This window comes from Actomonas aquatica, assembly GCF_019679435.2.
Lineage (GTDB): Bacteria > Verrucomicrobiota > Verrucomicrobiia > Opitutales > Opitutaceae > Actomonas > Actomonas aquatica.
Genome location: NZ_CP139781.1, coordinates 2,173,479 through 2,197,912 on the forward strand (window position 1 = coordinate 2,173,479; position 24,434 = coordinate 2,197,912).

Here is a 24,434-nt window from a genome sequence, read left to right on the forward strand (position 1 = left end):
ATTTCGGGCGTAAAGCCCGACCCACAAATCGGTTACTCTGTCTGATGTGGGTCGGGCTCTTGCCCGCCTCGGGCGCGGTTACGCCCGACATCCCTACTTCTGTAACCACCAACTCGGCGAACGCGCCAGAGCGGCTCAGCCGAAACGTTTTTCAACCAAGGCGTCGACGCGCTCCTTGGACATCAACACGTGTCGCGGCGTGGTGCGCGGACTCAGTTCCAAGGTAAGCCGATGGTGCGGCTCCCAGAATGAGCTGATCATGTCGAAATCGATCTGCCCATAACCCACCGGCTGATGGTCATCGTCATCCGCGACGTCGTGCAGGTGGAAGCCCAGCAGGCGGCTGGCGTTCTTCTCCAAATGCTCACGGTGACTGATGACGCCCATGTTCTGCTTGAGCTCGGCATGGCCCGTGTCGTGCCAATAGCCGCAGTGCCGCTGCTCGGGCATCGCATCAAAAAAGGCCGGAAAGTCGTCATCGAGCGGCAGCTCTTGGAACTTCTCCCGATTCTCGCAGGCGATCATGACCTTCTTTTCGAGGCAGCGTTCGCGAATCTCTTCCAGGCTCGCCAGCACCTGCTCCCAGTAGGGCGGCATGCGCTTGCGCTGCTTGGCCAGCGCCTTCTCCAGCACCTTCCGGTAGCCCGGGTCCTTGGCCACATCGAGCTCCGAGTGCATGCGCCGGTAGGCCTTCACCTTGCGCACCGGATTGGTCCAAAAGAAGTGCACGCTGCCGAGGTGCGTCACCATGACCGACGCGCCCACCTGCGCGGTGAAGTCGATCGACTTGAGGGTGTGCCGGAGCCACTGGTCGTGCTCCTTGTGCGTCGCGTTCGACGGCTCAAACAGGTTGGGCGCCGAATGGTTGATGCCGGTGGGTAGCGGACAAAAATTGTGCGTCGAAGTGATCTGGATCAGCCCCTCTTCGACTGCCCGCAGAATCCCTGGCACCAGCACGATGCGCGTCCCGTGGCTCAGCTCCGCATAGTCGAAACCGAGGTCGCGAATCTCCTTGAGCATCGCGTAGCCATCGGTGTGGCGGTAGGAGTTCCAGCAGGTTGATAGCGCCAGGGTCGGCTTCACAGGGAGGTTAGAAAAGACGAAATCAGAAACAGGAGCAACTCAGGTCGTCCAAGTGTGAGTCGCTTGCAGAAAAGACGGATCAAGGCACAAAAAAACCGCGCCCGCGAACAACGTTCGACCGGCGCGGTGGGGAAAAAGGCTCGGTTCGTCGCGCGTGGCGACGACAGCGGGATCAACCCTCGTGGCGACGGCGCAGCATCTGGGTGAAGGCCATGACCTTCTCCTTGCGGCGACGCTTCGCGCAGGGCTTCTCGAAGTAACGCTTGGCGCGAACACCCTTGATGATGTTCTCGCGTTCGAGCTTCTTCTTCAGGCGACGCAGGGCGCGGTCGACCGGCTCGCTTTTGCGGATTTTGATTTCGATGGGCATGTCGTAGGACGTGTTTCTGAAAGGGAAAAAGGCTCATAGCGCCAAAGCGTGGCCTCTGCGTCAACGGCAATCTTTAGCCGCCCCATCTGCGCCAAAAAGGCGCCGCTTGATTTCCATTTCAGCGTTTCAGCTTTCTGATTTCAGCTTTTCCCTACGCCCGTGCCCGCCGATCCGAGTTTCGCCCACCTTCACGTTCACACCGATTATTCCCTGCTCGACGGAGCCTGCCGCATCGACCGGCTGATGGGCCGCGCCAGCGAGCTCGGCATGACCGCGCTCGCTCTCACCGACCACGGTAACCTCTTCGGCGCCATCGCGTTCTACAACGCCGCCAAGGCCGCCGGCATCAAGCCGCTCATCGGCTGCGAGCTCTACATGACCACCGGCTCCCGCCTCGAAAAGAAGGGACGCGCCGAGGACGGCAAGAGCTACTACCACCTGGGCCTCCTCGCCAAAAACCTCACCGGCTACCAGAACCTGCTCAAGCTGGTCTCCGACTCCCACCTGCGCGGTTTTTATTACAAACCCCGCACCGACATGGAGACCCTCGCCCAATATTCCGAGGGCCTCATCGGCTTCACCGGCTGCCTCGCCTCCCTCGTCCCCCAGCTCCTCCTGCACGATCGCGAAGAGGAAGCCCGCGAGGCCTGCGCTAAGTTCGTCGATATCTTCGGCAAGGAGAACTACTTCGTCGAAATCCAGGACCACGGCATCCCCGAGCAGAAGAAGATCATTCCCGGCCTCATCAAGCTGGGCGAGGAGTTCGACCTGAAACTCATCGCCACCAACGACGTCCACTACGTCAACGCCGACGACGCCCAGCCGCACGACGCCCTGCTCTGCATCCAGACCGGCTCCAAGCTGGCCGAGGAAAACCGCATGCGTTTCTCCGGCGACCAGTTCTACCTCAAGTCGCGCGCCGAGATGGAACGGGTCTTCCCAGAGTTCCCCGAGTCCATTCTCAACACCCAGCTGGTCGCCGAGATGTGCGACCTCGCCATCCCCTTCCCCAAGGGCTCCGAGCGTTACCCCAAGTATCCGCTGCCCCCGGAAATTTCCTCCAAGTATTCGCCTGCCGAATACCTTCACCAGCTCTGCGTCGAGGGCCTGAAGGACCGCTACGACGTCGATTACGATTCCATCGCCGCTCACGAGAACGTCGCCGCCAAACTCGACCTGCTCAACAACCGCCCCGAAGGCGAAAAACCCAAGCCGCCCGACTACTCCGGCCTCGATAGCGCCGAAGAGCTCGTCGTCCGTCTCGGCTACGAGCAGGCCATCATCAACGTCACCGGCTTCGTCGACTACTTCCTTGTCGTGTGGGACTTCATCAACTGGGCCCGCGAACACGAGATCCCCGTCGGTCCCGGCCGTGGTTCCGGTGCCGGCTGCCTCGTCGCCTACCTGCTGACCATCACCAACATCGACCCGATGCGGTTCGGTCTGCTCTTCGAACGTTTCCTCAACCCGGAACGTATCTCCCCGCCCGACTTCGATATCGACTTCTGCATGCGCCGCCGCGTCGAGGTGATCGACTACGTGCGCGAGAAATACGGCCGCGACTGCGTCGCCAACATCATCACCTACGGCACCCTCGGCGCCAAGATGGTCATCCGCGACGTCTCCCGCGTGCACGACCTCGCCTTCGCCGACGCCGACCGGCTCGCGAAGATGATTCCCGACGAGCTCAACATCTCGCTCACCGATTCCATCGAGAAGTCTTCCGAGCTGCGCACCGAGATCGACCGCAACCCGATGGCCAAGAAGATCGTCACCGCCGGTCTCGTCCTCGAGGGCATGGTGCGCAACACCGGCAAACACGCCGCCGGCATCATCATCACCGACCAGCCGCTGGAGAACTTCGTCCCCCTCACCCTGCAGGAAGGCGACGTCACCGTGCAGTTCTCCATGAAGGCCGTGGATAAACTCGGCCTGCTGAAGATGGACTTCCTCGGCCTCAAGACGCTCACCGTCATCTCCGACGCCGTCGCCAACGTCCGCCGCACCCAGCAGATGCCGGACTTCTCCATCGACGACGTCTCCCTCGAGGACCCCAAAACCTACGAGCTGCTCAACGCCGGCAAAACCGTCGGCGTGTTCCAGCTCGAATCGCCGGGCATGCAGAACGCCTCCCGCCAGGTGGGCATCTCCAACATCGACGACATCAACGCCATCTCGGCCCTCTACCGGCCGGGCCCGATGCAGTTCATCCCCGACTACGCCCGCGGTAAACACAACCCGGCCTCGGTCCAGTATCCCCACGAGCTCCTCGAGCCCGTCCTCCGCGAAACCTTCGGCATCATCGTCTACCAGGAACAGGTGATGGAGTGTGCCAAGGTCATCGCCGGTTATTCCCTCGGTGGCGCCGACATGCTCCGCCGCGCCATGGGTAAGAAAGACCAGAAGGCCATGGATGAGCAGCGCCAGATCTTCATCAAGGGCGCCAAGGAGAAGCACGACATCTCCGCCACCAAAGCCAACGAGATCTTCGACCTCCTCAACAAGTTCGCCCAATACGGCTTCAACAAATCCCACTCCGCCGCCTACGCCGTCGTCGCCTACCAGACGGCGTATTTGAAAGCCAACTACCCGGTCGAGTTCATGGCCGCCGTGCTCACCGCCGAGCTCGGCAACGCCGAAAAGGTGTCCCACTTCATCGATGAAGCCCTCGCCATGGGCATCGAGGTGCAGGGCCCCGACGTGAACGAATCCCGCGAAAACTTCGCCCCGGTCGCCGGCGGCAAAATCCGCTTCGGTCTCGCCGGCATCAAGGGCGTGGGTGAAGCCGCCTCCCTCAAGATCATCGAGGAGCGCGAAGCCAACGGGCACTTCGAGAACTTCGACGACTTCATCGCCCGCGTCGACGGCAAGGCCGCCAACAAACGCGTCCTCGAACACCTCGTCAAAACCGGCGCCTTCGATTTCTCCGGCGAGCCGCGCAAGGGCATCTTCGAGCGCATCGACTCCGCCATCGCCGCCGCCGCCGAGCAGGCCCGCGACCGCGCCGCCGGCCAAAACAACTTCCTCGACATGCTGGCCGAACCCGAGCCGCCGAAACCTGCCGGCAATCGAAAATCCGAAATCAAAAATCTGAAACCCGACGACGTCACCGACTTCACGTCATCGGAAAAACTCGCCTTCGAAAAGGAGCTGCTCGGCTTCTACGTCTCCGGCCACCCGATGAACACCTACATCGGTCTCGCCGACGCGCTCGACACCTACGACCTCGACGAGCTGCTGGAACAGGAGGACCGCACGCCCTTCCGCATCTGCGGCATCGCCGGTGGCCTGCAGAAAAAACTCTCCAAAAAGGACAACCGCCCCTGGGTCGCCTTCTCCCTCGCCACCAAACAGGCCACCCTGCAGCTCAACATGTTTGCCAACGCCTACGAGGAATACGGCGAGGTGCTCAGCGAAAACGCCCCGGTTGTCATCTGCGGCACGGTCATGGTCAACGAAGAGGGTGCCCGCCTCAACGTCCGCGAGGCGTATCATCTGCCCAACTACGTCGCCTCCAACATCAAGCGCGTCACCTGGCTGCTCGATCCGGCCAATACCGACAACAGCTCCTTCCTGCGCAGTCTGCGGCCCATCATCGACGGCCAGTCCGGTCCCACCTCCACCAGCCTCGGTTTCGTGGGCCCCGACCGCTCCGTCGCCATCGCCGACATCTCCACCGCCCTCGACTGGAAACTCTCCGGCGAAATCTTCCAGGTCCTGCGCAACCACCCCGCCGTCGTCGGCGTGCAAATCGAGACCGCCCCCTTCGAACTCAAACAGACCCAGCGCTGGGGTAAACGGCGCTAAACCGGGGCACGTTGCCCCTCCCTGCTTACGGTGCCCATTAGCCTCCTGATTGGCTCATGGGCACATTCACGTAATCGGGGATATATCCCTAAAGTATACTAGTAATTCCCCCGAATAGGTAGCTCAGCAGACCCTAGGACCGGTTTGCCACCAGCTACCAATGAACACCTCTCGAATCCGCACTGGCCTTGCGGCCGTATCGACCGCGCTCGCCTGCATCGCTTGGCCGAGCACCGCCTCCGCCACCGTATCCTTCGCTGACATTCAAGTCGGCGGCTTCATCAGCCAAGGTTACCTCCAAAGTTGGGGTAACAACTATCCCGTCGAAGCCGACGGCGGCACCTTCGACTTCCGCGAGATCGCGCTCAACGCGTCCTACTCGCGCGGCGACTTTCGCATCGGCGCCCAGGCGTTTGCCCAGAGTCTCGGCAACTACGGCGAGGACGAGCCGATCCTCGACTGGGCCGTCGCCGACTACCAATTCCGCCGCGAGATCGGCCTGCGCGCCGGTCGCCTAAAGTTTCCCCGCGGACTCTACGGCGAAGCCCTCGATGTCGATTCCATCCGCCCCTACGCCTTCCTGCCGCTCAGCCTCTACAACCCCATCCTGCGCGACTTCTTCGGCTCCTTCGACGGCGCCATGGCCTACGGCAACCTCGGCCTCGGTGACGCCGGCTCCCTCGACTACAAAGTCTTTTACGGCGACCGCTCCGTGAGCGCCGACCAAGGCGTGGCCGACTTCTTCAATAACTCCGGCATCTACGCCGCTCCCGGCGTGGCTGCACTCAAACTCGGCTCCGTCTACGGCCTGCAACTCTTCTGGAATACGCCCATCCTCGGCCTACGCGGCGGATACTCCTTCAACCGCCTCGCCGATGTCGCCGGCGACGGCGCCTTCGCCCCCGCTCCCGCCCTCCCCGCCGGCCTGACCTCCGACGCCTACGACACCCACGCGCTGTCGGTGGAATATTACTACAACGACTGGGTCTTCGCCGCCGAGTGGCAGCGTGTCGTGAGCGACTTCCATCTCACCACCCCGCTCTTCGTCCGCCCCAGCCCTTTCCAGTGGAGCAATTGGTATGTCTCGGCCGCCCGCCGCATCACGCCCTACCTCGAACTGGGGGCCTACTACAGCTCCCAAACCGACGACGCACCCGACCCCACCGCGCCAGACTTCTACAACTACAACCGCGAATGGGTCGCCAGCGCTCGCTTCGATCTCACCGACCAACTCCTCGTCAAAATCGAGGGCCACTGGATCGAGGGTGCCATGAACGTCTTCAACACCGTCAAGACGCCCAACCCCGCCCGCGACCTGCGCACCACCCTGCTCGCCGTCAAAACCACTTACTCGTTCTGACCCACCACCGCCTACCCGTGATCGTCATGCAACGCACCCTTCGCTCCTCTCTGCTCCTGCTGCTCGGCCTGTGCACCGCCGTCCTGAGCGCCTCCGCCGCCCCCGCCCTCGTGGGCAACGCCGACCTCGCCGGCAACGCCCTCGATGCCGACGCCGCCAAAGCCGTCCTCCTCGGCAAAAACAACAAAATCGGTTCCGCCCGCGTCGTCATCATCGTCGCGAAAAACAGCCCCGCCCAGGAGAGCTTCCTCAAAGCCACCGTCGGCATGAGTTCCGGCCAGTTCCAAAACCACTGGCGCCGCCTCTTCATGACCGGTGGCGGCTCCGCCCCCAAGGTCGTGGCCGATGAACAGGCCGCCCTCGCCCTCGCCGCCTCCACCCCCGGGGCCATCTGCATCGTCGACAACACCGCCGCCGGCGAGCTGCCCGTGCTTTCCGAAATCTAACCTGCCCCCGCCTTCGCCATGCAGTCCTCCAAGCCAGCCATCACCCTGCGCCGCACCATTGCCTTGGTGCTGGGCTCGTTCGCGGTCGTGCTGATCGGCGTGCTCAGCGTATCCGGCACCGTCCGGCACTACACGCACCTCGGCGCCCTCGGCACCACCGAGTTCACCGAACGCCACCTGCCCAATCTCCTGCGCCTAGGCAGCATGCAACAAGCCACCCTGCGCAGCGAAGCGGCCCTCTTCCAATTCGCCCTCGCCGGCGACGAGGCCAAAATGGCCCAGCGCCACGAAGCCTTCGCCGCCAGCATCGCCGTCGTCGAAGCCGACCTCGCCGCCATGGCGGAATCCGTCCAGGACCCGATCATCCACGGCCATCTGCAGGAGTTTAAAACCGCCCTCACCCACTACGAAGCGGTCGCGGCCAAATTCCACTCCGCGCTCGAAGCCGGCGATTTCGAAATCGCCATGGCCACGCTCGATCAGGACATCGCCCAAGCCGTCAAAGTCCTCGCCAGCGAGCAGGAAGACCTGTCCGGCGCCATCCTCGCCGCCTCCACCGCTGCCAGCGATGTCACCGTGCAATCCATCGCCCAGACCGAACGCATCGGCATGATTACCGGACTCGGACTCGCCGCCTGCACCGTGATCGGCATGCTTGTCGCCTACTTCAGTGTGCGCGCCGTCGCCAAACTGGTGCGCTCCACCAGCGACGATCTCACCGCCGCCACTGGCATCGTGCGCGAACGCGCCGCCGCCCTCGTCAACGCCAGCCAGTCTCTCGCCGACGGCTCCAGCGAACAGGCCGCGTCCCTCGAGGAGTCCAGCGCTTCCCTCGAAGAGATGGCCGGCATGACTCGCCACAACGCCGACGCCGCCAGCCAGGCCGAGACCGTTTCCCGCCAGACCCGCGACGCCGCCGATACCGGTGCCTCCCGTATGCGGGAGATGGATACCGCGATGGGCGCCATCATGAAGGCCTGCGAAGACGTCACCGCCATCCTCAAGACGATCGACGAGATCGCCTTCCAGACCAACATCCTCGCCCTCAACGCCGCCGTCGAAGCCGCTCGCGCCGGCGAAGCCGGAGCCGGATTCGCCGTCGTCGCCGACGAGGTGCGCTCCCTCGCCCAACGCTCCGCCCAGGCCGCCCGCGAAACCGCCGAAAAGATCGAGGTCTCCGTCACCAAGAGTCGCGACGGCGTGCGCCTGAGCGCCGATGTCGCCGCCAAGTTCTCCGAAATTCAGGAACAGGTCCGCACCCTCGCCGACCTCGTGTCCGGCCAAGCCTCGAGCGCCCAGGAACAGAGCCAGGGTATCGACCAACTCAATACCACCATTTCCCAGATGGACCAGGTCACCCAGGCCAACGCCGCCAATGCCGAGGAAACCGCCGCTGCCGCCGGCGACCTCGACACCCAGTCCGGCATCCTGCAGCACGGCGTCGACCGCCTGCAGGCGCTCATCGGGGAAAAACGGCGCACCACCCGCTTGGTGGCACCGCCTCCGCCCCCGTCCGGCGGCTTCAAACCATCCCATCGCCCCGCCGCGACGGCCCGCGTCCCGGTTGCCTGAACGCTCGGATGAGCCATTGTTTGGCCGCATCGCTCCCCGCGATGCGGGTTTTTTGTATCGCCATAATTCTGCGGGAATTGCGCAAGCGGACACGCCGGCACTCCGTAAATTCCGCCCGTTGCCGAAACCGCTTTCCCCCTTTCCTGTAGACGCTGTTTCTCCCCCTCAATCTCTCCCCTCCCTCATCCCCTTTCGTATCCCCTAAAGTCCGATCAATTCTGAGCCGTTGGGTAGCCCAAATCATGTTTGTTAATTCCTTTGGACCCCACTCCTTGCGACGTGCGGCCTGTCTTCTGCTTTGCCTGCGGGGACAACGGGGGTCCACGCGCGCCTCTTTGTCGGACTATCGCACCACCCGCTGGGGCCGACTGGTGCTCGTCCTGACCGCCGCCACCGTCGCGGCATTGCCGGTCGCTCGCGCCCAGTTCACCGACTTCACCACGATGGATTTGGCCGACCTGTCCTACGTGCGCATCACCTCTCTCGGCCGGACCGAACATACCCTCGTCGACTACCCCGCCGCCGCCACCGTGTTGGTGAGTGAAGACATCGACCGCCTCGGGGTGCTCACTCTGGCCGATACGCTCCGCGGCGTGCCGGGCCTGCAGGTCGCCCGCATCGATCCTTTCCACTTCGCCGTCAGTGCCCGTGGTTTCAACGATAACACGGTGAACAAAATGTTGGTCGTGGCCGATGGCCGTTCCCTCCACGACGGCACCTTCAGCGGCACCAACTGGGGCATGCAAGATATGCTCCTCGGCGACCTTGATCGCATCGAGGTGTTGCGTGGCCCGGGCGCATCACTGTGGGGCGCCAACGCCATGAACGGTTTCATCAACATCGTCTCCAAACCCGTGCGCGAGACGTTCGGCACCCACGCCGCCCTCGCCGTCGGCGAAGATCAGCTCGGTATGGCCGAGGTGCGCCATGGTTGGAGCCTCAGCAACCGCACCGCCGCCCGGGTCTACGCCAAGGTCCAACACCAGGAAGCCGACGCCTCCACCCTGCCCTTCATCGGCATCCACGAATGGCAGACCGCCCTCGCTGGCACCCGCGTCGAACACAGTGTGACCGACGACCGCCAGCTTACCGTCATCGCCGAATGGCGCGAACTGGATGCCAATGGCGAGAGCTTCTTGCCGACACTCGTGCCCCCCTACCGCGACTCCCTGCCCGAAGACCGTCACGCCCGCGCCGGCAACATATCACTCGAATGGCAACAACCCCTGCCGCTCTGGAACGGCGGACTCAAATTTAACGCCGGTTTCGACCATCTGCGCGACCGCCGCGACACGCTCAGCGAGGAACGCAATACTGTCACCGCCGACCTGCAGGCCAAACTCTATCCGTTGCCCGGCCATGAGCTGCTGACCGGCCTGACCTACCGCCGCACCCTCGATCACCTCTCCTCCAACACCATCTTCAGCTTCAGCGATCCGAGCGACACCGTCACCTTCTTTGGCGCGTTTGTGCAGGACGAATTTGACCCCATCCCCGATCGCCTGCGCCTCACCGTCGGCGCCAAGCTCGAGCAGAACTCCTATTCCGGTTGGGAATTCCAACCCTCCCTGCGCGCCATCTGGGCACTGCACCCCGAACACCGACTGTGGGCCGCCATCTCCAAGGCCGCCCGCACGCCCAGCCGCGCCGAACACGGCGTCGACTATTTCAGCTCCGTCGTGCCGGCCAACCCGCCCTACATCCCGCTGCCCGTGGCCACCCACATCCGCGGCTCCGAAGACTTTTCCAGCGAATACCTGACCGCGTTCGAAGTCGGCTACCGCTACGCCCCACACCCCCGGCTCACCCTCGAGGCCACGTATTACTACAACGACTACACCGACCTGCGTGGGTTCTACACCGGCACGGTGACGCCTGTGTTCGCCGCCCCGGTCCCCCACTTCGCGGTCGACGTGCCCACCTCCAACGACGTCGTCGGACACACCAAAGGCGGCGAGATCAACCTCACGTGGCAAGCCGCGCCCAGCCTGCGCTTCGAAACCTCCTACTCCTGGATGCACATGAACCTCACCGACCAAACCAATGTCGGTGACGAGATCTCAGGCTTCTCGGTCGAGCTCTACGAACTGAGCACGCCCTCCCACACCACGCGAGCACAGGCCAGTTGGTCGCCGCACCCGGACTGGGACCTTGACCTGGGCTGGCAACAAGTCGGGTCCCTCGAAAGCGGACTGGTGCCCACCTACGATGCGCTCCACGTGCGACTCGCGTGGACCCCTCACCCGGCTTGGCGCATCGAACTAATCGGCCGCGATCTGCTCGACGCTCAACATCGCGAATACGCCGAAATCTTTTCCCGCGAAGTCCAACCCAACCTCAGCCGCAGTCTCTACCTCCGGCTCACCTTCCAACGCTGAACCCCGTCATGCCTGCCCTGCTTCCGGTTCTGCGTTGCTGCCTTCACGCTCGCCCGCGCCACGTGCCCGGAGGACGCGCGTGGCTCGGCCTCTTCCTCTTTGCCCTGCTGCCTCTCACGACCTCGGCCCAGGGTCTCGAATACCGCGTTAAGGCCGGCTTCATTTTCAATTTCGCCAAGTTCGTGCAATGGCCCGAGGAAACCCTCCCCGCCTCCGTGCCGCTGCGCATCGGCGTCTGGGGACCCACGTCCGTTTACGATACCATCGCCACCAATTTGGCGGGCAAAGAGGTCGACGGACACCCCCTTGCCATTTTTCCCTTCGACGCCGAGATTGAAGCTCCCCACCTCCTCTTCGTTCACGCCGACGCCGAACCCATCCCCCCCGACCTGCTGCAACGCCTTTCTCTAGCTCATACCCTGATCATCGGTGAATCGCCCAACTTCGCCTCCCGCTACGGCGTGATCGGCTTGGTGCCCCGCGGCGATTCCCTCCGCTTTCAAATCAACGTCGCCGCCGCCAAACGCGCCCAACTCACCCTCAGCGGTCAGCTCGCCCGCCTCGCCGAAATCGTCAAGGACCACCCATGAGTGCCCCGGCCTCCTCCCCCCTGCATGAGACTCCCCGCCTGGCTTCGCTGCGGGGCAAGATCCTGCTGACCGTCGGCGGCACCTGCTTCCTGGCCATCGTCATCGCCTCACTCGCCCTCTTCGCCCACGAAACCGTCAACCAACGGGACCGTTTCCGCGACGACATGGAGGCCCTCGCCCGCATCGTGGCCGACTACGCCGTGGGTCCCATCTCCTTCGGTGACGAAAACGGCATGCGCGACGCCCTCGCCGTGCTCCAGACCCGACAGGAAATCATCGAGGCCGAACTCCAGAACTCCGACGGAACGGTCCTCCACCGCTTCGGCACCAGCGAAGCCGACGAAGAAATGGAGGCACCGGCAAACGGCGAGATCTCCAACTTTGCCGGCTGGCAACTCGTCATCCGCTACCCCCTCAGCTACCGCGGCGAAGACTACGGTGACCTCGTGCTGGTGGCCGACTACCAGCCGATCTTCCTCTCCACCGTGAAGAGCTTCCTCCCGGCGCTCTTCACCCTGCTGGCGCTCACCCTGCTCATCATCGGCCCGATCATCTGGATCCTCGCCGGCCTCCTCCTCAAAGGCCTCAACCGCCTCGCCACCAGCGCCGCCCACATTGCCGAAACCGCCGATTACAGCATCCGCGCCCCCGAGTCCGGTGAAGACGAGGTCGGACAACTCACCCGCACCTTCAACGCCATGCTCGATAAGCTCATGGCCGCCGACAGCGACCTGCGCGACACCAACGAAGCCCTGAACAAGGAGATTGCCGAACGCGCCCGCCTTGAAAAAGCCCTCGTTGAATCGTCCCGCTACGCCGGCATGGCCGAGGTCGCCACCGGCGTGCTCCACAATGTCGGCAACGTGCTCAACTCCGTCAACGTCTCCGCCCAGGTCGTGCGCGAACGCCTCGAAGGTTCCCGCATCAGCACCCTCCAACGCACGGTGCAACTGCTCGCCCCCCACCGTGAGGACCCCTCCGGTTTTTACGCCAACGACCCCAAGGCCAAGCTCCTCCCCCGCTTCCTCACCGAGATCCACCAAAACCTCGCCGAGGAGAACCGCCTCATCCGCGAGGAGATGGTCGCCCTCAACACCAACATCGAACACATCAAGGAAGTCGTCTCCGCCCAACAGAGCCTCGCTCGTTCCGCCGGGGTGGAAGAAAACCTCATCGCCTCGATGCTGCTCGAGGATGCCATGCGCATCCACATCGCGTCCTCCAAGCGCCACGACATTCACTTCGAGACCGAAAACCCCGAGGAACTGCGCCTCGTCGCCGACCGCCACGCCACCCTCCAAATCCTGGTCAACCTCGTCAGCAACGCCATGCACGCCGTCAAGCGCCTCGGCCGCGACCGCCGCCGCGTGGAGCTCTCCACCCGCCGCGACGGCGACGCCATCCAGTTTGTGGTTCGCGATCACGGCGTCGGCATCGCCACCGAAAACCTCGACCGCATTTTCCAACACGGCTTCACCACCCGCGAGGACGGCCACGGCTTCGGCCTGCACAGCGGCGCCCTCGCCGCCAAACGCATGGGCGGCGCCCTCTCCGTGCACAGCGAAGGCCTCGACCGCGGCGCCACCTTCGTGCTCAGCCTGCCCTCCAACCCCTCCGTCGCCCTCCGCGACCGCGCCAAACGCTCGCCCAACGCCCCCTCCCCGACGCCGCAGCCCGCTCCCGCTGCCGCTGCCTCCGCCGCTCCTGCCAAGGATTCGACATCATGAACAGCGCCAAGACCAGTTCCCCCACCCGGATCCTGATTGTCGACGATATGCCCTCCATTCATGAGGACTTTCGCAAGATCCTCGGCCAGACCGACAACAGTCACTCCGCCGAACTCGACGCCCTCGAACAGGCCTTTTTCGACGAGCCCCAGGACACCGCCTCCAGCTCCAAACTGCAGTGTGAATCCTTTGAACTGGTCCACGCCCTCCAAGGTCAGGAAGCCGCCGATCTTGTCGCCCGCAGCATCGCCGACCGCCAACCCTTTTCCGTCGCCTTCGTCGACATGCGCATGCCCCCCGGCTGGGATGGCCTCGAGACCATCAAACGCATCTGGCAAGTCGACCCCGACCTCCAAATCGTCATCTGCACCGCCTTCTCCGACCACTCCTGGTCCACCATCACCGAAGAGCTCGGGCAGTCCGACAAAATCATCATTCTCAAAAAACCCTTCGAGAACGTCGAAGTCCTCCAACTCGCCTGCGCCCTCTCCGAGAAATGGCGCCTCGCCCGCGAGGCCGGCCTCAAGATGGAACAACTCGAAGCCATCGTCGCCTCCCGCACCGTCGAACTCGCCCGCACCGCCGAACAGGCCGAGGAAGCCAACCGCGCCAAAAGCGCCTTCCTCGCCAACATGAGCCACGAGATCCGCACCCCCATGAACGGCGTCATCGGCATGTGCGCCCTGCTCATGGAAACCGATCTCGACGACACCCAACGCGACTACACCGAAACCATCGCCTCCTCCGGCGAAACCCTGCTCGCCCTGCTCAACGACATCCTCGATTTCTCCAAAATCGAAGCCGATAAACTCGAGCTCGAGAACCAACCCTTCCTCCTCGACGAAGCCATCTCCTCGGTCATCAACCTCTTCGCCCCCAAAGCCGCCGAGAAACGCATCGAACTCATTGCCGACCTCGACGAAAATCTCCCCCCCTCCGTCATCGGCGACGCCACCCGCCTGCGCCAGGTCCTCTTTAACCTCGTCGGCAACGCCATCAAGTTCACCGCCCAAGGCGAAGTCACCGTCCGCGTGCAGCTCGACCCCGCCACCAAAGCCCTCCACTTCGCCGTCAGCGACACCGGCATCGGCATTTCCGGCAAACAACTCGACCGCCTGTTTAAACCCTTCACCCAAGCCGACGCCTCCACCACCCGCCGCTTCGGCGGCACCGGCCTCGGCCTCTCCATCTCCTACCGTCTCGTGGAACTCATGGGCGGCAACCTCGCCGCCGACAGCACCCCCGGCCAGGGCTCCACCTTCCACTTCGAACTCGCCCTGCCCCACTCCCCCGAGCTCTCCGTTCGCGCCCACTCCGCCGCCGACCCGTCCCCCCTCGCCGGCCGCCGTATGCTCGTCGTCGACGACAACGCCACCAACCGCAAACTGCTTACCCGCCTCCTCGCCGCGTGGCAGGTCACCACCACCGCCGTGACCGACGGCGTGCACGCCCTCGACGAACTCCACCGCGCCGTCGCCGCCGACAAACCGTATGACCTCGTCCTGCTCGACTTCCAAATGCCCGACATGGACGGACTCGAAGTCGCTCGCCGTATCCGCGACGACATTACCAACCCGCCCCCCTGCCTCCTGCTGACCTCCGTCGGAGTGCACCCCGACGAGACCACTCAGGCGGAACTCGGCATCGTCGGCTGCCTCTCCAAACCCCTGCGCCGCCACCTCCTCCTCGACCGCCTCCTGCGCTCCAAACTCGCCGCCGGTCCCATCAACACCTTCACCCCCTCGGTTCCCTCTTCCGCCACCATCGCCCCCCTCGCCCGCGTGCTCGTGGCCGAAGACAATCTGGTAAACCAAAAAGTCACCCTCGGTCTGCTGAAAAAACTCAATTTGGCCGCCGAAGTTGTAAGTGATGGCCAAGCTGCCGTTGACCGCTTCCAAACCGGGGAATTTGATCTCGTCCTGATGGATTGCCAGATGCCCATACTCGACGGGTTTGCTGCGACCAAACGTATCCGCCTTTTCGAGGCAGAGCACGGGAAGACTCGCACCCCCATCCTCGCACTCACCGCCGGCGCCACCCTCGCCGAACGCGATGATTGTCTCGATGCTGGCATGGATGACTTCATCTCCAAGCCGGTGAATCCCGACGCCCTCGTCACCTTCCTCCACCGCCACCTCTCCAACGGCGCTGCCCCGGCCCCGTCACCCTCGCGATGAGCGAATCTAGCGAACTCCGCCGCGTGCTCATCGTCGATGACACGCCCAACATTCACGACGACTTTCGCAAGATCCTCGTCCCCGAGACCTCGTCGGCCAACTCCGGCATCAACGACCTCGAAGCCGCCATGTTCGGCGACGCCGGCGAAGAGCATCCCGAACTCCCCCATTTCGAGCTCGGCCACGCCTACCAAGGCCAGGAAGCCCTCCAACTCGTCAAAGACAGCCTCATCGCCGACGCCCCCTACCAAGTCGCCTTTGTCGACATGCGCATGCCCCCCGGCTGGGACGGCGTGGAGACCATCCGCCGCCTCTGGGAAGTCGACCCGCGCCTGCAGATCGTCATCTGCACCGCCTACTCCGACTACTCCTGGAAGGAACTCACCCGCTCCCTCGGCACCTCCGACAGCCTCATCATTCTCAAAAAACCCTTCGATAACATCGAAGTCGTCCAACTCGCCCACGCCCTCCTGCGCAAGTGGGACCTCACCCGCGAGTCCGAAGCCCGCGTCGCCGACCTCGGCGCCACCGTCGAACGCCGCACCGTGCAACTACAGGTCGCCGAAGAACGCTTCTCCGAAGCCTTCAACGCCAGCCCCCTGCCGCAGTGCGTCCAGACCCTCCCCGAAGGCCGCATCATCGACGTCAATCACGCCTACGAAGAGGTCATGAACATGACCCGCGAACAGGCCATCGGACTCACCCCCGAGACCTTCACCGGCATGGGCAACATCGAGGAATGGCACAAATGCCTCGAGACCCTCACCCGCGGCGAATCCATCGAAAAGGTCTCCGAACTACTCGACCCCTCCACCCAGAGCATCCGCCATTTCCGCTTCTTCGCCCGCCGCATCACCATCGAAGACCAACCGCACAGCATCTGGGTCTTCCAAGAGATCACCTCCGAGGTTCAACTCGAACGCCAGCTCCGCCAGTCCCAGAAAATGGAAGCCATCGGCCAGCTCGCCGCCGGCGTCGCCCATGACTTCAACAACGTCATGACCGCCGTGCAGGGCTTCACCCAGATCTCACTGGAACGTGACGACCTCGCCCCCGATCTGCGCGCCGACCTCGAACAAGTCCTCGCCTCCGGCAAACGCGCCTCCGCCCTCACCCGCCAGCTCCTGCTCTTCAGCCGCAAACAAGTGGTGCAGGAATCCATCCTCGCCCTCGGCGACATCCTCGCCGACCTGCAACCCCTGCTCACCAAACTCGTCGGCAGCAGCTTCGAACTCAAATTCGACCTCCCCGCCAACCTGCCCGCCGTGCGCGCCGATCAGGCCAACGTCGAACAGGTCGTCCTCAACCTCGTGAGCAACGCCCGCGACGCCCTCGGTCGCAGCGGCCGCATCGACGTCGCCGCCCGCATCGTCGAGGTCGACGAAGCCACCGCCAACGCCCACGCCGGAGCCAAGCCCGGCGACTACATCTGCGTTGATGTCACCGACGACGGCCCCGGCATCCCCCCCGACGTCCTCCCCCGCATCTTCGATCCGTTCTTCACCACCAAACCCGTCGGCGAAGGCACCGGCCTCGGCCTCGCCACCAGCTACGGCATCGCTCGCCAGCACAAGGGCTGGCTCGACGTCGAAACGGCTGTGGGCGAAGGCACCACCTTCTCCCTCTTCCTGCCGGTCGCAGAGATCGAGGACGAGCCGCCGCCCCCCGATTTTCCCGTCACCGGCATCCCCTCCAACTCGGAAGAGCTACGCGGCAGCGAACGCATCCTCATCGTCGAGGACGACGCCGTCGTCGCCCAACTCATCAGCTGCGTCCTGCGCCGTCACGGCTACGACACCACCTGCGTCGAAAACGGCCCCGATGCCCTCAAAACCTGGCACGACGCCGGCGGCTTCGACCTCGTCTTTTCCGACATGGTCATGCCCAAGGGCATGAGCGGCACCGAGCTCGCCGCCGAGCTCCTCGAACAACGGCCTGAGCTGCCCATCGTGCTGGCCACCGGCTACTCCGAGGCCCTCGTGCAGGAAGCAGCGCCCAAGGAACTCCTCGAGCGCTGCACCCTCATGCTCAAGCCCTACGACATCGGCAAACTCCTCCGCCGCATGCGCCAACTCCTCGACACCTCGAGCGAGTAATTTTTACGCACAATCCGCGCTGGTCGCATCCTCCTTCCCGGGCTTAGCTACCTTGCTTCGCCCATGGCTCGCTCCCCGCACATCGACGGCACCGCGCAACGCGCCGCCCAAATCCTCTCCCGCGCCAAACCCGGCCAACGCATCGACACGCTCCTGCGCGAAACCTTCGCGCACCAGCGCCGCCTCGCCCCGGCCGAAAAAACCGCCATCGCCGGAGCCCTCTTCGCCACCGCCCGCTGGCACCGTTGGCTCGATCCCAAAGCCGCCCTGCCCGTGCGCGTCGCCGCCGCCATGCACCTGCAGGCCCGCTTCGAAGCCGACCCAACCAGCGTCAAACCCGAGGCCCTCGCCGCCCTCGCCCTGCCCGACTGGGTGCGCGACGAGGTCGACCTCTCCCCCGCCGATCTCATCGCCCTGCAAACCCCGCCGCCCCTCTGGATCCGCACCCGCGCCGCCTACACCAAACGCATCAAACGTTTCCTCACCGCCGTCACCCCGGCGCCCGCGCCCGCCAACCGCACCGGCCTGCTCTACTCCGGCGACAAAGACCTCTTTCGCACCGAACCCTTCCACCAAGGCCACCTCGAGATTCAGGACCTCGGTTCCCAACTCGTCGGCCACGCCTGCGTCCCCCAACCCGGCGAAACCTGGTGGGACACCTGCGCCGGCGAAGGCGGCAAAACCCTGCACCTCGCCGAACTCCTCGAGGGCAAGGGCCTCATCTGGGCCACCGACCGCCACACCGGCCGGCTGCAAAAACTCAAACAACGCGCCTCCCGCGCCAAGGTGTTCAACTACCGCAGCACCACCTGGGACGGCGGCGCCAAGCTGCCGACCAAAACCCTGTTCGACGGCATCCTCATCGACGCTCCCTGCAGCGGCATCGGCACCTGGCGCCGCAACCCGCACGCCCGTTGGACCACCACGCTCACGGACGTGCAGGAACTCGCCGTCGTGCAACGCCAACTCCTCGAACACGCCCTGCCCGCCCTCAAACCCGGCGGCCGTCTCATCTACGCCGTCTGCACCCTCGCCAAGAGCGAAACCACCGCCATCGCCGACGCCTTCACCGCCGCCCACCCCGAGCTCCAGCCCCTCGCCCTCCTCAACCGCGGCCCCCAAGTCACCCTCAGCCTGTCCGAATGGAACGCCAACGGCATGTTCCTCGCCGGGTGGACCCGCCCAACCGCGAGCTAGGTTTCGAAGAGAACAAAGATAACCCAACCCTCCGTGTCTTCTGTGCCTCCTCTGTGATCTCTGTGTCGAAATTGCTCTGCCACTCGGCTCCTTTCCATTCTCAGTCTGCCTCCACCGGTTTCAGTGCGTAGACGGTAGGCGAAGCCATTCGTGTCCATCCGTGGTTAAAAAAATCTCTTTCAAACAAGTCCGGGAGGACTTCAACGACCTGCGCGCCGTCGTCCACTACACCCGCGCCGCGCACAAGCTCGGGCTCTGGGCATCGGAACTCGCTGTATTCGAAAAATACCTACCGCCCGCTCCCGACGCTCCCATCCTCGAAGCCGGCTGCGGCGCGGGCCGCGTCTCCATGGCGCTCTACGAAAGCGGTCGCCGCAACCTGACTGCCTTCGATTTTGCCGAAGAACTCTGCGCCATGGCCCAGTCGCTCTTCCTCGAGCGTGAGACCGGCGATGCCATCACCCTCTTCCACGCCGACGCCCGCAAGGTCGCCACCCACCCGCAGGTCGCCGACCAAAAATTCGCCGCCGTGCTCTTCATGTTCAACGGCCTCATGCAAATCCCCCGTCGCCGCAATCGCCGCGCCGCCATGCGTTCCCTGCGCGCCCTCGCCGCCCCCGGCGCGCCCTTCATCTTCACCACCCACGATCGCGACCATTCGCCCCACGAGCGCAAAGCCTGGTGGTATGAAGCCAAGCAATGGGCCGCCGGCAAACAGGACCCCTGCCTCGTCGAATACGGCGACCGCTACTTCGAAGACGACCTCGGCCGCACCTTCATGCACCTGCCCGACCGCGAAGAAATCCTCGCCGATCTCAAAGCCACCGGCTGGACGCACACCTGGGACGCCATGCGCCGCGAAATCGCCAAAGAGTCCCGCGCCGTCCGCGACTTCTCCGACGAAAACCGCTTCTGGGTCGCCCACGCCTGACCTCGTTTTCGCGCAGGAGGAAACAGAGGAAAACAGAGCCACTCCATCGCATCCCCTCCCTCCGAAGTTCGGCCACAAAAAGGCACGAAAAGTTACAAAAACCATCCACTACCTTTTCGTGAATTTTTGTGCCTCTTTGTGGCTATATAACCCACCTACCCCTCGGCTCCGCTTGCCCGCCTCAGGCGGGTTTCCCTCCGTTTCCTCCTGTAAAACCCCTCGTTGCCTCTCGGCTCCGACCGCCCTTTTGTCACTCGCATCATGAAGCGCCTCCTGTCCGTCGCCCTCTTCGCCTGTGCCGCCGTCATCGCCTCGCCGCAGCAATACCCGCAGATGGGACCCGACATCTACAACACCACCGCCGACGCCAAGCCGACCATCGCCCAGGCCCTCGAGCTCGCCCGTAAACAGAACAAACACGTCCTCCTCGATTTCGGCGCCAACTGGTGCGTCTGGTGCCACCGCCTCCACGAACTTTTCACCACCGACCCGCAGGTCCGCGCCGCCCTCCAACGCGATTACATCACCGTCATGGTCGATGTGAACAAACGCAACGGCCCCGCCCGCAACGCCGACCTCGACGAGTATTACGGCAACCCCACCCAACACGGCCTGCCCGTCCTCGTCGTGCTCGACGCCTCCGGTCGCCGCCTGCACACGCAGGAAACCGGCGCCCTCGAAGAAGGCCGCGCCCACTCGCCCGAGAAGGTCCTCGCCTTCCTCGCCAAGTGGGCCCCCGAGCGCTGAGCACCGCCCGCGTCTCGCAACCGTAGCGGCGGTCGTCAGCCGCCGTTCCCGCTGCTTCCACCGTATCCGGTGTCCCACGACGAGCCTTCCTATCGCCGCATCCTCGCGGTGGCGTGGCCGATCATTCTCGCCAACGCCGCCCCGCCCCTGCTCGGGCTCACCGACACCGCCGTCATTGGCCACACCCGCGGCGCCACCGGCCTCGGCGCCATCGCCATCGGGGCCCTCGTCCTCAACTTTGCCTACTGGGCCTTCGGCTTCCTCCGCATGGGCACCACGGGGTTTGTCGCCCAAGCCGACGGCGCCGGCGATACCCTCGCCCTGCGCACCGCCGTCCTCCGCGCCCTCCTGCTCGGCACGACGCTCGGCCTGCTCCTCATCGTCGCCCAAGCGCCGCTGCGCGCCCTCGCCCTGCACCTGCTCGACGCCGGCCCCACCGTCACGACCCAAGCCGCCGACTACCTCGCCATCCGCTTCTGGAGCGCCCCGGCCACCCTCGCCACCTACGTGCTCTTCGGCACGCTCATCGGACTCGGCCGCACCCGCGTCCTACTCCTGCTGCAACTCTGGCTCAATGGCGTAAACCTCAGCCTCGATGTGCTCTTCGCCGCGGTGCTCGATTGGGGTGTCACCGGCATCGCCTGGGGCACCTTCGTCGCCGAATGGACCACCGCCCTGCTCGCCCTCGCCGTCGTCTGGCGCCTCCTCCGCCGGACGCGCGCCTCTCCCGCCGAACCCTGGTGGGACGCCCCCGCCCTGCGCCGACTCTCCGCCTGGCGCGAAACGCTCACCGCCAACGTCGACATCATGGTGCGCACGCTCGGCCTGCTCGGCGGCTTTGCGTGGTTTGTCCGCCAGTCCGCCCAATGGGGCGCTGTCCCCCTCGCCGCCAACCACGTGCTCCTCGGCTTCATTTCCTTCGCCGCCTTCTTCCTCGATGGCTTCGCCTTCGCCACCGAATCCTTCGTCGGCCAGGCCAAGGGCGCCCGCGACCTCGCCCGCTTTGACCGCAGCGTGCGCCGCACCTCCCTGCTCGCCGCCGTCACCGCGCTCGGCCTCGGCGGCGGCTTCGCGCTCGCGGGCCCCACCTGTATCGCCTGGGTGACCGACGATCCTGCCGTCCGCGCCACCGCCGCCCTCTACCTACCGCACGCTGCCCTCTACATCGTGCTCGGCGTGGGCGCCTTCCAACTCGACGGCATCTTCATCGGCACGACCGCCACCGTGACCATGCGCAACGCCATGGTCGGCTCCGTCGTCGCCTTCCTGCTCGCCGCCGCCCTGCTAGCGCCGACGTGGGGCAACCACGGCCTCTGGCTCGCCTTCAACGTCTTCGTGCTCGCCCGCGCCCTCACTCTCGCCGCCGGCCTGCCGAAACTCCGTCGCTCCCTCACAGGCTGACGTCACCGCACCGTATCCACCCGCCGAAACAGCCAGACGCCGAGCACCAGAAACAACCCCGCCGGCAACCACATCAACAGATCCGGGCGCAGCGCTGGTCGTCCCTCCAGCCACGAGACGACGACTGTCAGAAAATAATATCCCATCACCAAGAGCAGCGCGATGCCCAGATTGGCCGACGTTTCCTTGCGCGAGACCTTGATCCCCAACGGCACCGCGATCAGCGCAAAGGCCAACACCGCGATCGCCGTGGAGCCTTTTTCGTTCAACGCCAGCGAGACCTTCATCAGACCCTCGTCATCGCCGATCTCGCTCAGCCGCGCCCGCTCCGCCTGCAATTGCGTGTAGGTGAACCACGCATACTTGGTGCGCGCCTTCCGCCGACTGAAGATGTCGTCGACCTGAAACACGAACGGCACTTCACCCACCGTCGTATTCCCCAACACCTTGGAATAATCCTCCGGATCGCGCAGCCCGCGCCCTTCTCCCGCCACGTCGCGCAACACCACATTCAGCGCCCCGGCTTCTTCGTCGAAGGTCACTTCACCCGCCGCCGCGCGGCCAAATTCCCGCACGCGTTTGTCATCGTCCAAACGCCAGAACCAGATGTCGCGCAACTGCGTGCCCTCCTTCTCGTCCACATAAAACACCACGTTGGGGAAATCGCGCACGAAGGTCTTCGGCACGATGAAGCTCATGGGATTGGCCTGCACCGCATCCGCCAGGATCTGTTTATAGGCCGAGCGTGCTCGCGGCATGAATTCGAAGTTCACCACGCCCGCCACCAAGGCCCCCAGCACGCCAAGCAATATCACCGGCCGCATGATCAACCCCATGCTCATGCCCGCCGCGCGCATAGCCGTGATTTCCTGCTGCGCCGACATCCGTCCCAATACGAGCAACACGCCTGTCAGCATGCCCATCGGTAGCGCGTAAGCCGCCACGTAAGGCACCAAGAGCCCCATCAGCAGTCCGAAAGTCGCCACGTCGATCTGCCCCGCCAGCAGGTAGCTCATCATGTCCTTGAGCACATTGCCCAGGATCAACACCGCCGCGAACAGCCCCACCGCCGCCAAACAGGTGCCGCCCACACTCCAAAACAAATGCCGTTGCAGTAAATTCATCCTCGGTCGCGGCGCAGTAGAAACCACCCCGCCCCCAAAACACACGCCCAGAATGCCCCGAGCGCCCGCTTCCCCGCCAGGTGGACGCGGACGTCCCCGGCCGCGTAACGTTGCCCCTCGGCCCCCGCCCCTCGGCATCACCTCCCTTCCTCCGCGCCCCACCACCCAATGTTCGTATTACGAACATTGCCCTTCCTCGCCCCAGTCTTGCCAGCCGCCCTCCCGCGCCATCCCCTGTCCTCGTCCATGAAGTTCACGCCCGCCAAACCGCCCCTCACCGGAGAGACCCTCGAGTCGCTCACCGCTCGCCTGCGTGAACACGGTGAACCCGCCTACCGCGCCAAGCAGATCCTCGAGTGGCTCTACAAAAAACGCGCCCGCTCCTGGGACGACATGACCAACCTCTCCAAGTCGCTCCGCGCTTGGCTGGCCGACACCTTCGAGCTGCTCCCCCTTTCCCTCGTCCACGGCAAACAGTCCCTCGACGTCACCGACAAACTCCTCCTCGAGCTCACCGACCGCTCCCTCATCGAGACGGTCATCATCCGCGCCCCCCAGGAGGGCGTCGGCCTCGAGCATTCCCGCAAGACCATCTGCATCTCCACCCAGGTCGGCTGCGCCATGGGCTGCAAATTCTGCGCCTCCGGCCTCGCCGGCCTCAAACGCGACCTCAACGCCGGCGAGATCGTCGCCCAACTCCTCCACGTCTGCTACCGCGAGGACGCCCGCACGCCCCGCGCCCGCCAGGAACTCGTCTCCTTCGACAACATCGTCGTCATGGGCATGGGTGAACCCCTCGCCAACTACGAGGCCATCACCACCGCCCTCAAGATCACCAACGCCGACTGGGGACTCGGTTTCGGCGCCCGCCGCATCACCCTCTCCACCAGCGGCCTCGTGCCCAATATCCTCAAACTCGCCGACGAGCCCCTCGGCATCCGTCTCGCCATTTCCCTCCACGGCGCGACCGACGAGGTCCGCACCCAGATCATGCCCGTCAACAAGGCCTACCCGCTCGCCAAACTCATCCCGGCGATCAAGGCCTTCAGCGAAAAACACGGCCGCATGGTCACCCTCGAATTCATCCTCATCGAGGACGTGAACGACAGCCTCGATCAGGCCGAGAAACTGCGCGACATCGCCGCCGACGTGCACGCCCACGTGAACCTCATTCCCTACAACACCGTGGAAGGCCTCCCCTGGAAACGCCCGTCCATCGCCCGCCAGGAAGCCTTCGCCAACATCCTCCGCTCCGCCCGTGTATCCGTCACGCTGCGACGCGAGAAGGGCCACGACATCGAAGCCGCCTGTGGCCAACTCCGCCTCAAAACCGAGAAAGAACGCGAAGCCGCCAACGCATGAAATACCACCTCCGCTGCCTGCTCCTACTCGTCGTCGCCTGCGCCGCCCAAGGCACCCTCCACGCCG

Annotated in this window: 17 protein-coding genes; 14 read left to right on the forward strand and 3 right to left on the reverse strand. The window is 64.5% G+C overall.

What is annotated here, in order from left to right:
- Positions 1 to 135 precede the first annotated feature (135 nt).
- Together K1X11_RS08505 and rpsU are read right to left on the reverse strand one after the other, a co-directional pair.
- Positions 136 to 1,083 carry a sugar phosphate isomerase/epimerase family protein gene (locus K1X11_RS08505; protein WP_324726145.1) on the reverse strand — a complete coding sequence of 316 codons (948 nt, stop codon included), beginning with the start codon at positions 1,081 to 1,083 and terminating at the stop codon, positions 136 to 138.
- Positions 1,084 to 1,255: 172 nt separating this feature from the next.
- The gene (gene rpsU / locus K1X11_RS08510; RefSeq protein WP_221029862.1) at positions 1,256 to 1,453 is read right to left on the reverse strand and encodes a 30S ribosomal protein S21; all 198 of its coding nucleotides are present in this window, start codon (positions 1,451 to 1,453) and stop codon (positions 1,256 to 1,258) included.
- Positions 1,454 to 1,612: 159 nt separating this feature from the next.
- On the opposite strand from rpsU, the gene dnaE reads away from it, so the two are divergent.
- The 13 genes from dnaE (at position 1,613) to K1X11_RS08575 (ending at position 21,882) form a co-directional block, all read left to right on the forward strand.
- Positions 1,613 to 5,260: a DNA polymerase III subunit alpha gene (gene dnaE / locus K1X11_RS08515; RefSeq protein WP_221029861.1), complete on the forward strand. Its 3,648-nt coding sequence runs from the start codon at positions 1,613 to 1,615 to the stop codon at positions 5,258 to 5,260.
- Between the two features lie 160 nt (positions 5,261 to 5,420).
- On the forward strand, positions 5,421 to 6,620 hold the full coding sequence (locus K1X11_RS08520; RefSeq protein WP_221029860.1) for a hypothetical protein: 1,200 nt from the start codon (positions 5,421 to 5,423) through the stop codon (positions 6,618 to 6,620).
- 26 nt (positions 6,621 to 6,646) lie between these two features.
- A complete protein-coding gene (locus K1X11_RS08525; protein ID WP_221029859.1) occupies positions 6,647 to 7,066 on the forward strand; it encodes a hypothetical protein in 420 nt (139 codons plus the stop codon).
- Between the two features lie 18 nt (positions 7,067 to 7,084).
- A complete protein-coding gene (locus tag K1X11_RS08530) occupies positions 7,085 to 8,638 on the forward strand; it encodes a methyl-accepting chemotaxis protein (RefSeq protein ID WP_305082539.1) in 1,554 nt (517 codons plus the stop codon).
- Between the two features lie 335 nt (positions 8,639 to 8,973).
- Positions 8,974 to 11,016 (forward strand): TonB-dependent receptor plug domain-containing protein, encoded by a 2,043-nt coding sequence (locus tag K1X11_RS08535; RefSeq protein ID WP_221029858.1) that lies wholly within the window; start codon positions 8,974 to 8,976, stop codon positions 11,014 to 11,016.
- An 8-nt stretch (positions 11,017 to 11,024) separates the two neighbouring features.
- On the forward strand, positions 11,025 to 11,606 hold the full coding sequence (locus K1X11_RS08540; protein ID WP_221029857.1) for a YfiR family protein: 582 nt from the start codon (positions 11,025 to 11,027) through the stop codon (positions 11,604 to 11,606).
- Positions 11,603 to 13,333 (forward strand): ATP-binding protein, encoded by a 1,731-nt coding sequence (locus tag K1X11_RS08545; RefSeq protein ID WP_221029856.1) that lies wholly within the window; start codon positions 11,603 to 11,605, stop codon positions 13,331 to 13,333. The genes K1X11_RS08540 and K1X11_RS08545 overlap by 4 nt, the downstream gene beginning before the upstream one ends.
- Entirely contained in the window at positions 13,330 to 15,510 is a 2,181-nt protein-coding gene (locus K1X11_RS08550; protein WP_255599467.1) for a response regulator, read from the forward strand. The genes K1X11_RS08545 and K1X11_RS08550 overlap by 4 nt, the downstream gene beginning before the upstream one ends.
- Complete coding sequence (locus K1X11_RS08555) at positions 15,507 to 17,606, forward strand: response regulator (RefSeq protein WP_221029854.1); 2,100 nt, start codon at positions 15,507 to 15,509, stop codon at positions 17,604 to 17,606. Before K1X11_RS08550 ends, K1X11_RS08555 begins: the two co-directional genes overlap by 4 nt.
- Positions 17,607 to 17,669: 63 nt before the next feature.
- Positions 17,670 to 18,803 carry an RsmB/NOP family class I SAM-dependent RNA methyltransferase gene (locus K1X11_RS08560; RefSeq protein WP_221029853.1) on the forward strand — a complete coding sequence of 378 codons (1,134 nt, stop codon included), beginning with the start codon at positions 17,670 to 17,672 and terminating at the stop codon, positions 18,801 to 18,803.
- 160 nt (positions 18,804 to 18,963) lie between these two features.
- The gene (locus tag K1X11_RS08565) at positions 18,964 to 19,734 is read left to right on the forward strand and encodes a class I SAM-dependent methyltransferase (protein ID WP_221029852.1); all 771 of its coding nucleotides are present in this window, start codon (positions 18,964 to 18,966) and stop codon (positions 19,732 to 19,734) included.
- Positions 19,735 to 19,995: 261 nt separating this feature from the next.
- A complete protein-coding gene (locus K1X11_RS08570) occupies positions 19,996 to 20,481 on the forward strand; it encodes a thioredoxin family protein (protein ID WP_221029851.1) in 486 nt (161 codons plus the stop codon).
- A gap of 69 nt (positions 20,482 to 20,550) precedes the next feature.
- Entirely contained in the window at positions 20,551 to 21,882 is a 1,332-nt protein-coding gene (locus K1X11_RS08575; protein ID WP_221029850.1) for an MATE family efflux transporter, read from the forward strand.
- 2 nt (positions 21,883 to 21,884) lie between these two features.
- Here the strand turns inward: K1X11_RS08575 and K1X11_RS08580 are convergent, their stop codons facing one another.
- Positions 21,885 to 23,006 carry an LptF/LptG family permease gene (locus K1X11_RS08580; RefSeq protein WP_221029849.1) on the reverse strand — a complete coding sequence of 374 codons (1,122 nt, stop codon included), beginning with the start codon at positions 23,004 to 23,006 and terminating at the stop codon, positions 21,885 to 21,887.
- 246 nt (positions 23,007 to 23,252) lie between these two features.
- Here K1X11_RS08580 and rlmN point away from each other — a divergent pair, with 246 nt between their 5' ends.
- Positions 23,253 to 24,368, forward strand: a complete 1,116-nt coding sequence (gene rlmN / locus K1X11_RS08585) for a dual-specificity RNA methyltransferase RlmN (protein WP_221029848.1) — start codon at positions 23,253 to 23,255, stop codon at positions 24,366 to 24,368.
- Positions 24,369 to 24,434 lie beyond the last annotated feature (66 nt).

Coding starts and splice junctions, on each gene's coding strand:
- rpsU (WP_221029862.1), bottom strand. CDS start 1,453: ATGCCCATCGAAATCAAAATCCGCAAAAGCGAGCCGGTCGACCGCGCC.
- K1X11_RS08520 (WP_221029860.1), top strand. CDS start 5,421: ATGAACACCTCTCGAATCCGCACTGGCCTTGCGGCCGTATCGACCGCG.
- K1X11_RS08525 (WP_221029859.1), top strand. CDS start 6,647: ATGCAACGCACCCTTCGCTCCTCTCTGCTCCTGCTGCTCGGCCTGTGC.
- K1X11_RS08530 (WP_305082539.1), top strand. CDS start 7,085: ATGCAGTCCTCCAAGCCAGCCATCACCCTGCGCCGCACCATTGCCTTG.
- K1X11_RS08540 (WP_221029857.1), top strand. CDS start 11,025: ATGCCTGCCCTGCTTCCGGTTCTGCGTTGCTGCCTTCACGCTCGCCCG.
- K1X11_RS08545 (WP_221029856.1), top strand. CDS start 11,603: ATGAGTGCCCCGGCCTCCTCCCCCCTGCATGAGACTCCCCGCCTGGCT.
- K1X11_RS08550 (WP_255599467.1), top strand. CDS start 13,330: ATGAACAGCGCCAAGACCAGTTCCCCCACCCGGATCCTGATTGTCGAC.
- K1X11_RS08555 (WP_221029854.1), top strand. CDS start 15,507: ATGAGCGAATCTAGCGAACTCCGCCGCGTGCTCATCGTCGATGACACG.
- K1X11_RS08560 (WP_221029853.1), top strand. CDS start 17,670: ATGGCTCGCTCCCCGCACATCGACGGCACCGCGCAACGCGCCGCCCAA.
- K1X11_RS08570 (WP_221029851.1), top strand. CDS start 19,996: ATGAAGCGCCTCCTGTCCGTCGCCCTCTTCGCCTGTGCCGCCGTCATC.
- K1X11_RS08580 (WP_221029849.1), bottom strand. CDS start 23,006: ATGAATTTACTGCAACGGCATTTGTTTTGGAGTGTGGGCGGCACCTGT.
- rlmN (WP_221029848.1), top strand. CDS start 23,253: ATGAAGTTCACGCCCGCCAAACCGCCCCTCACCGGAGAGACCCTCGAG.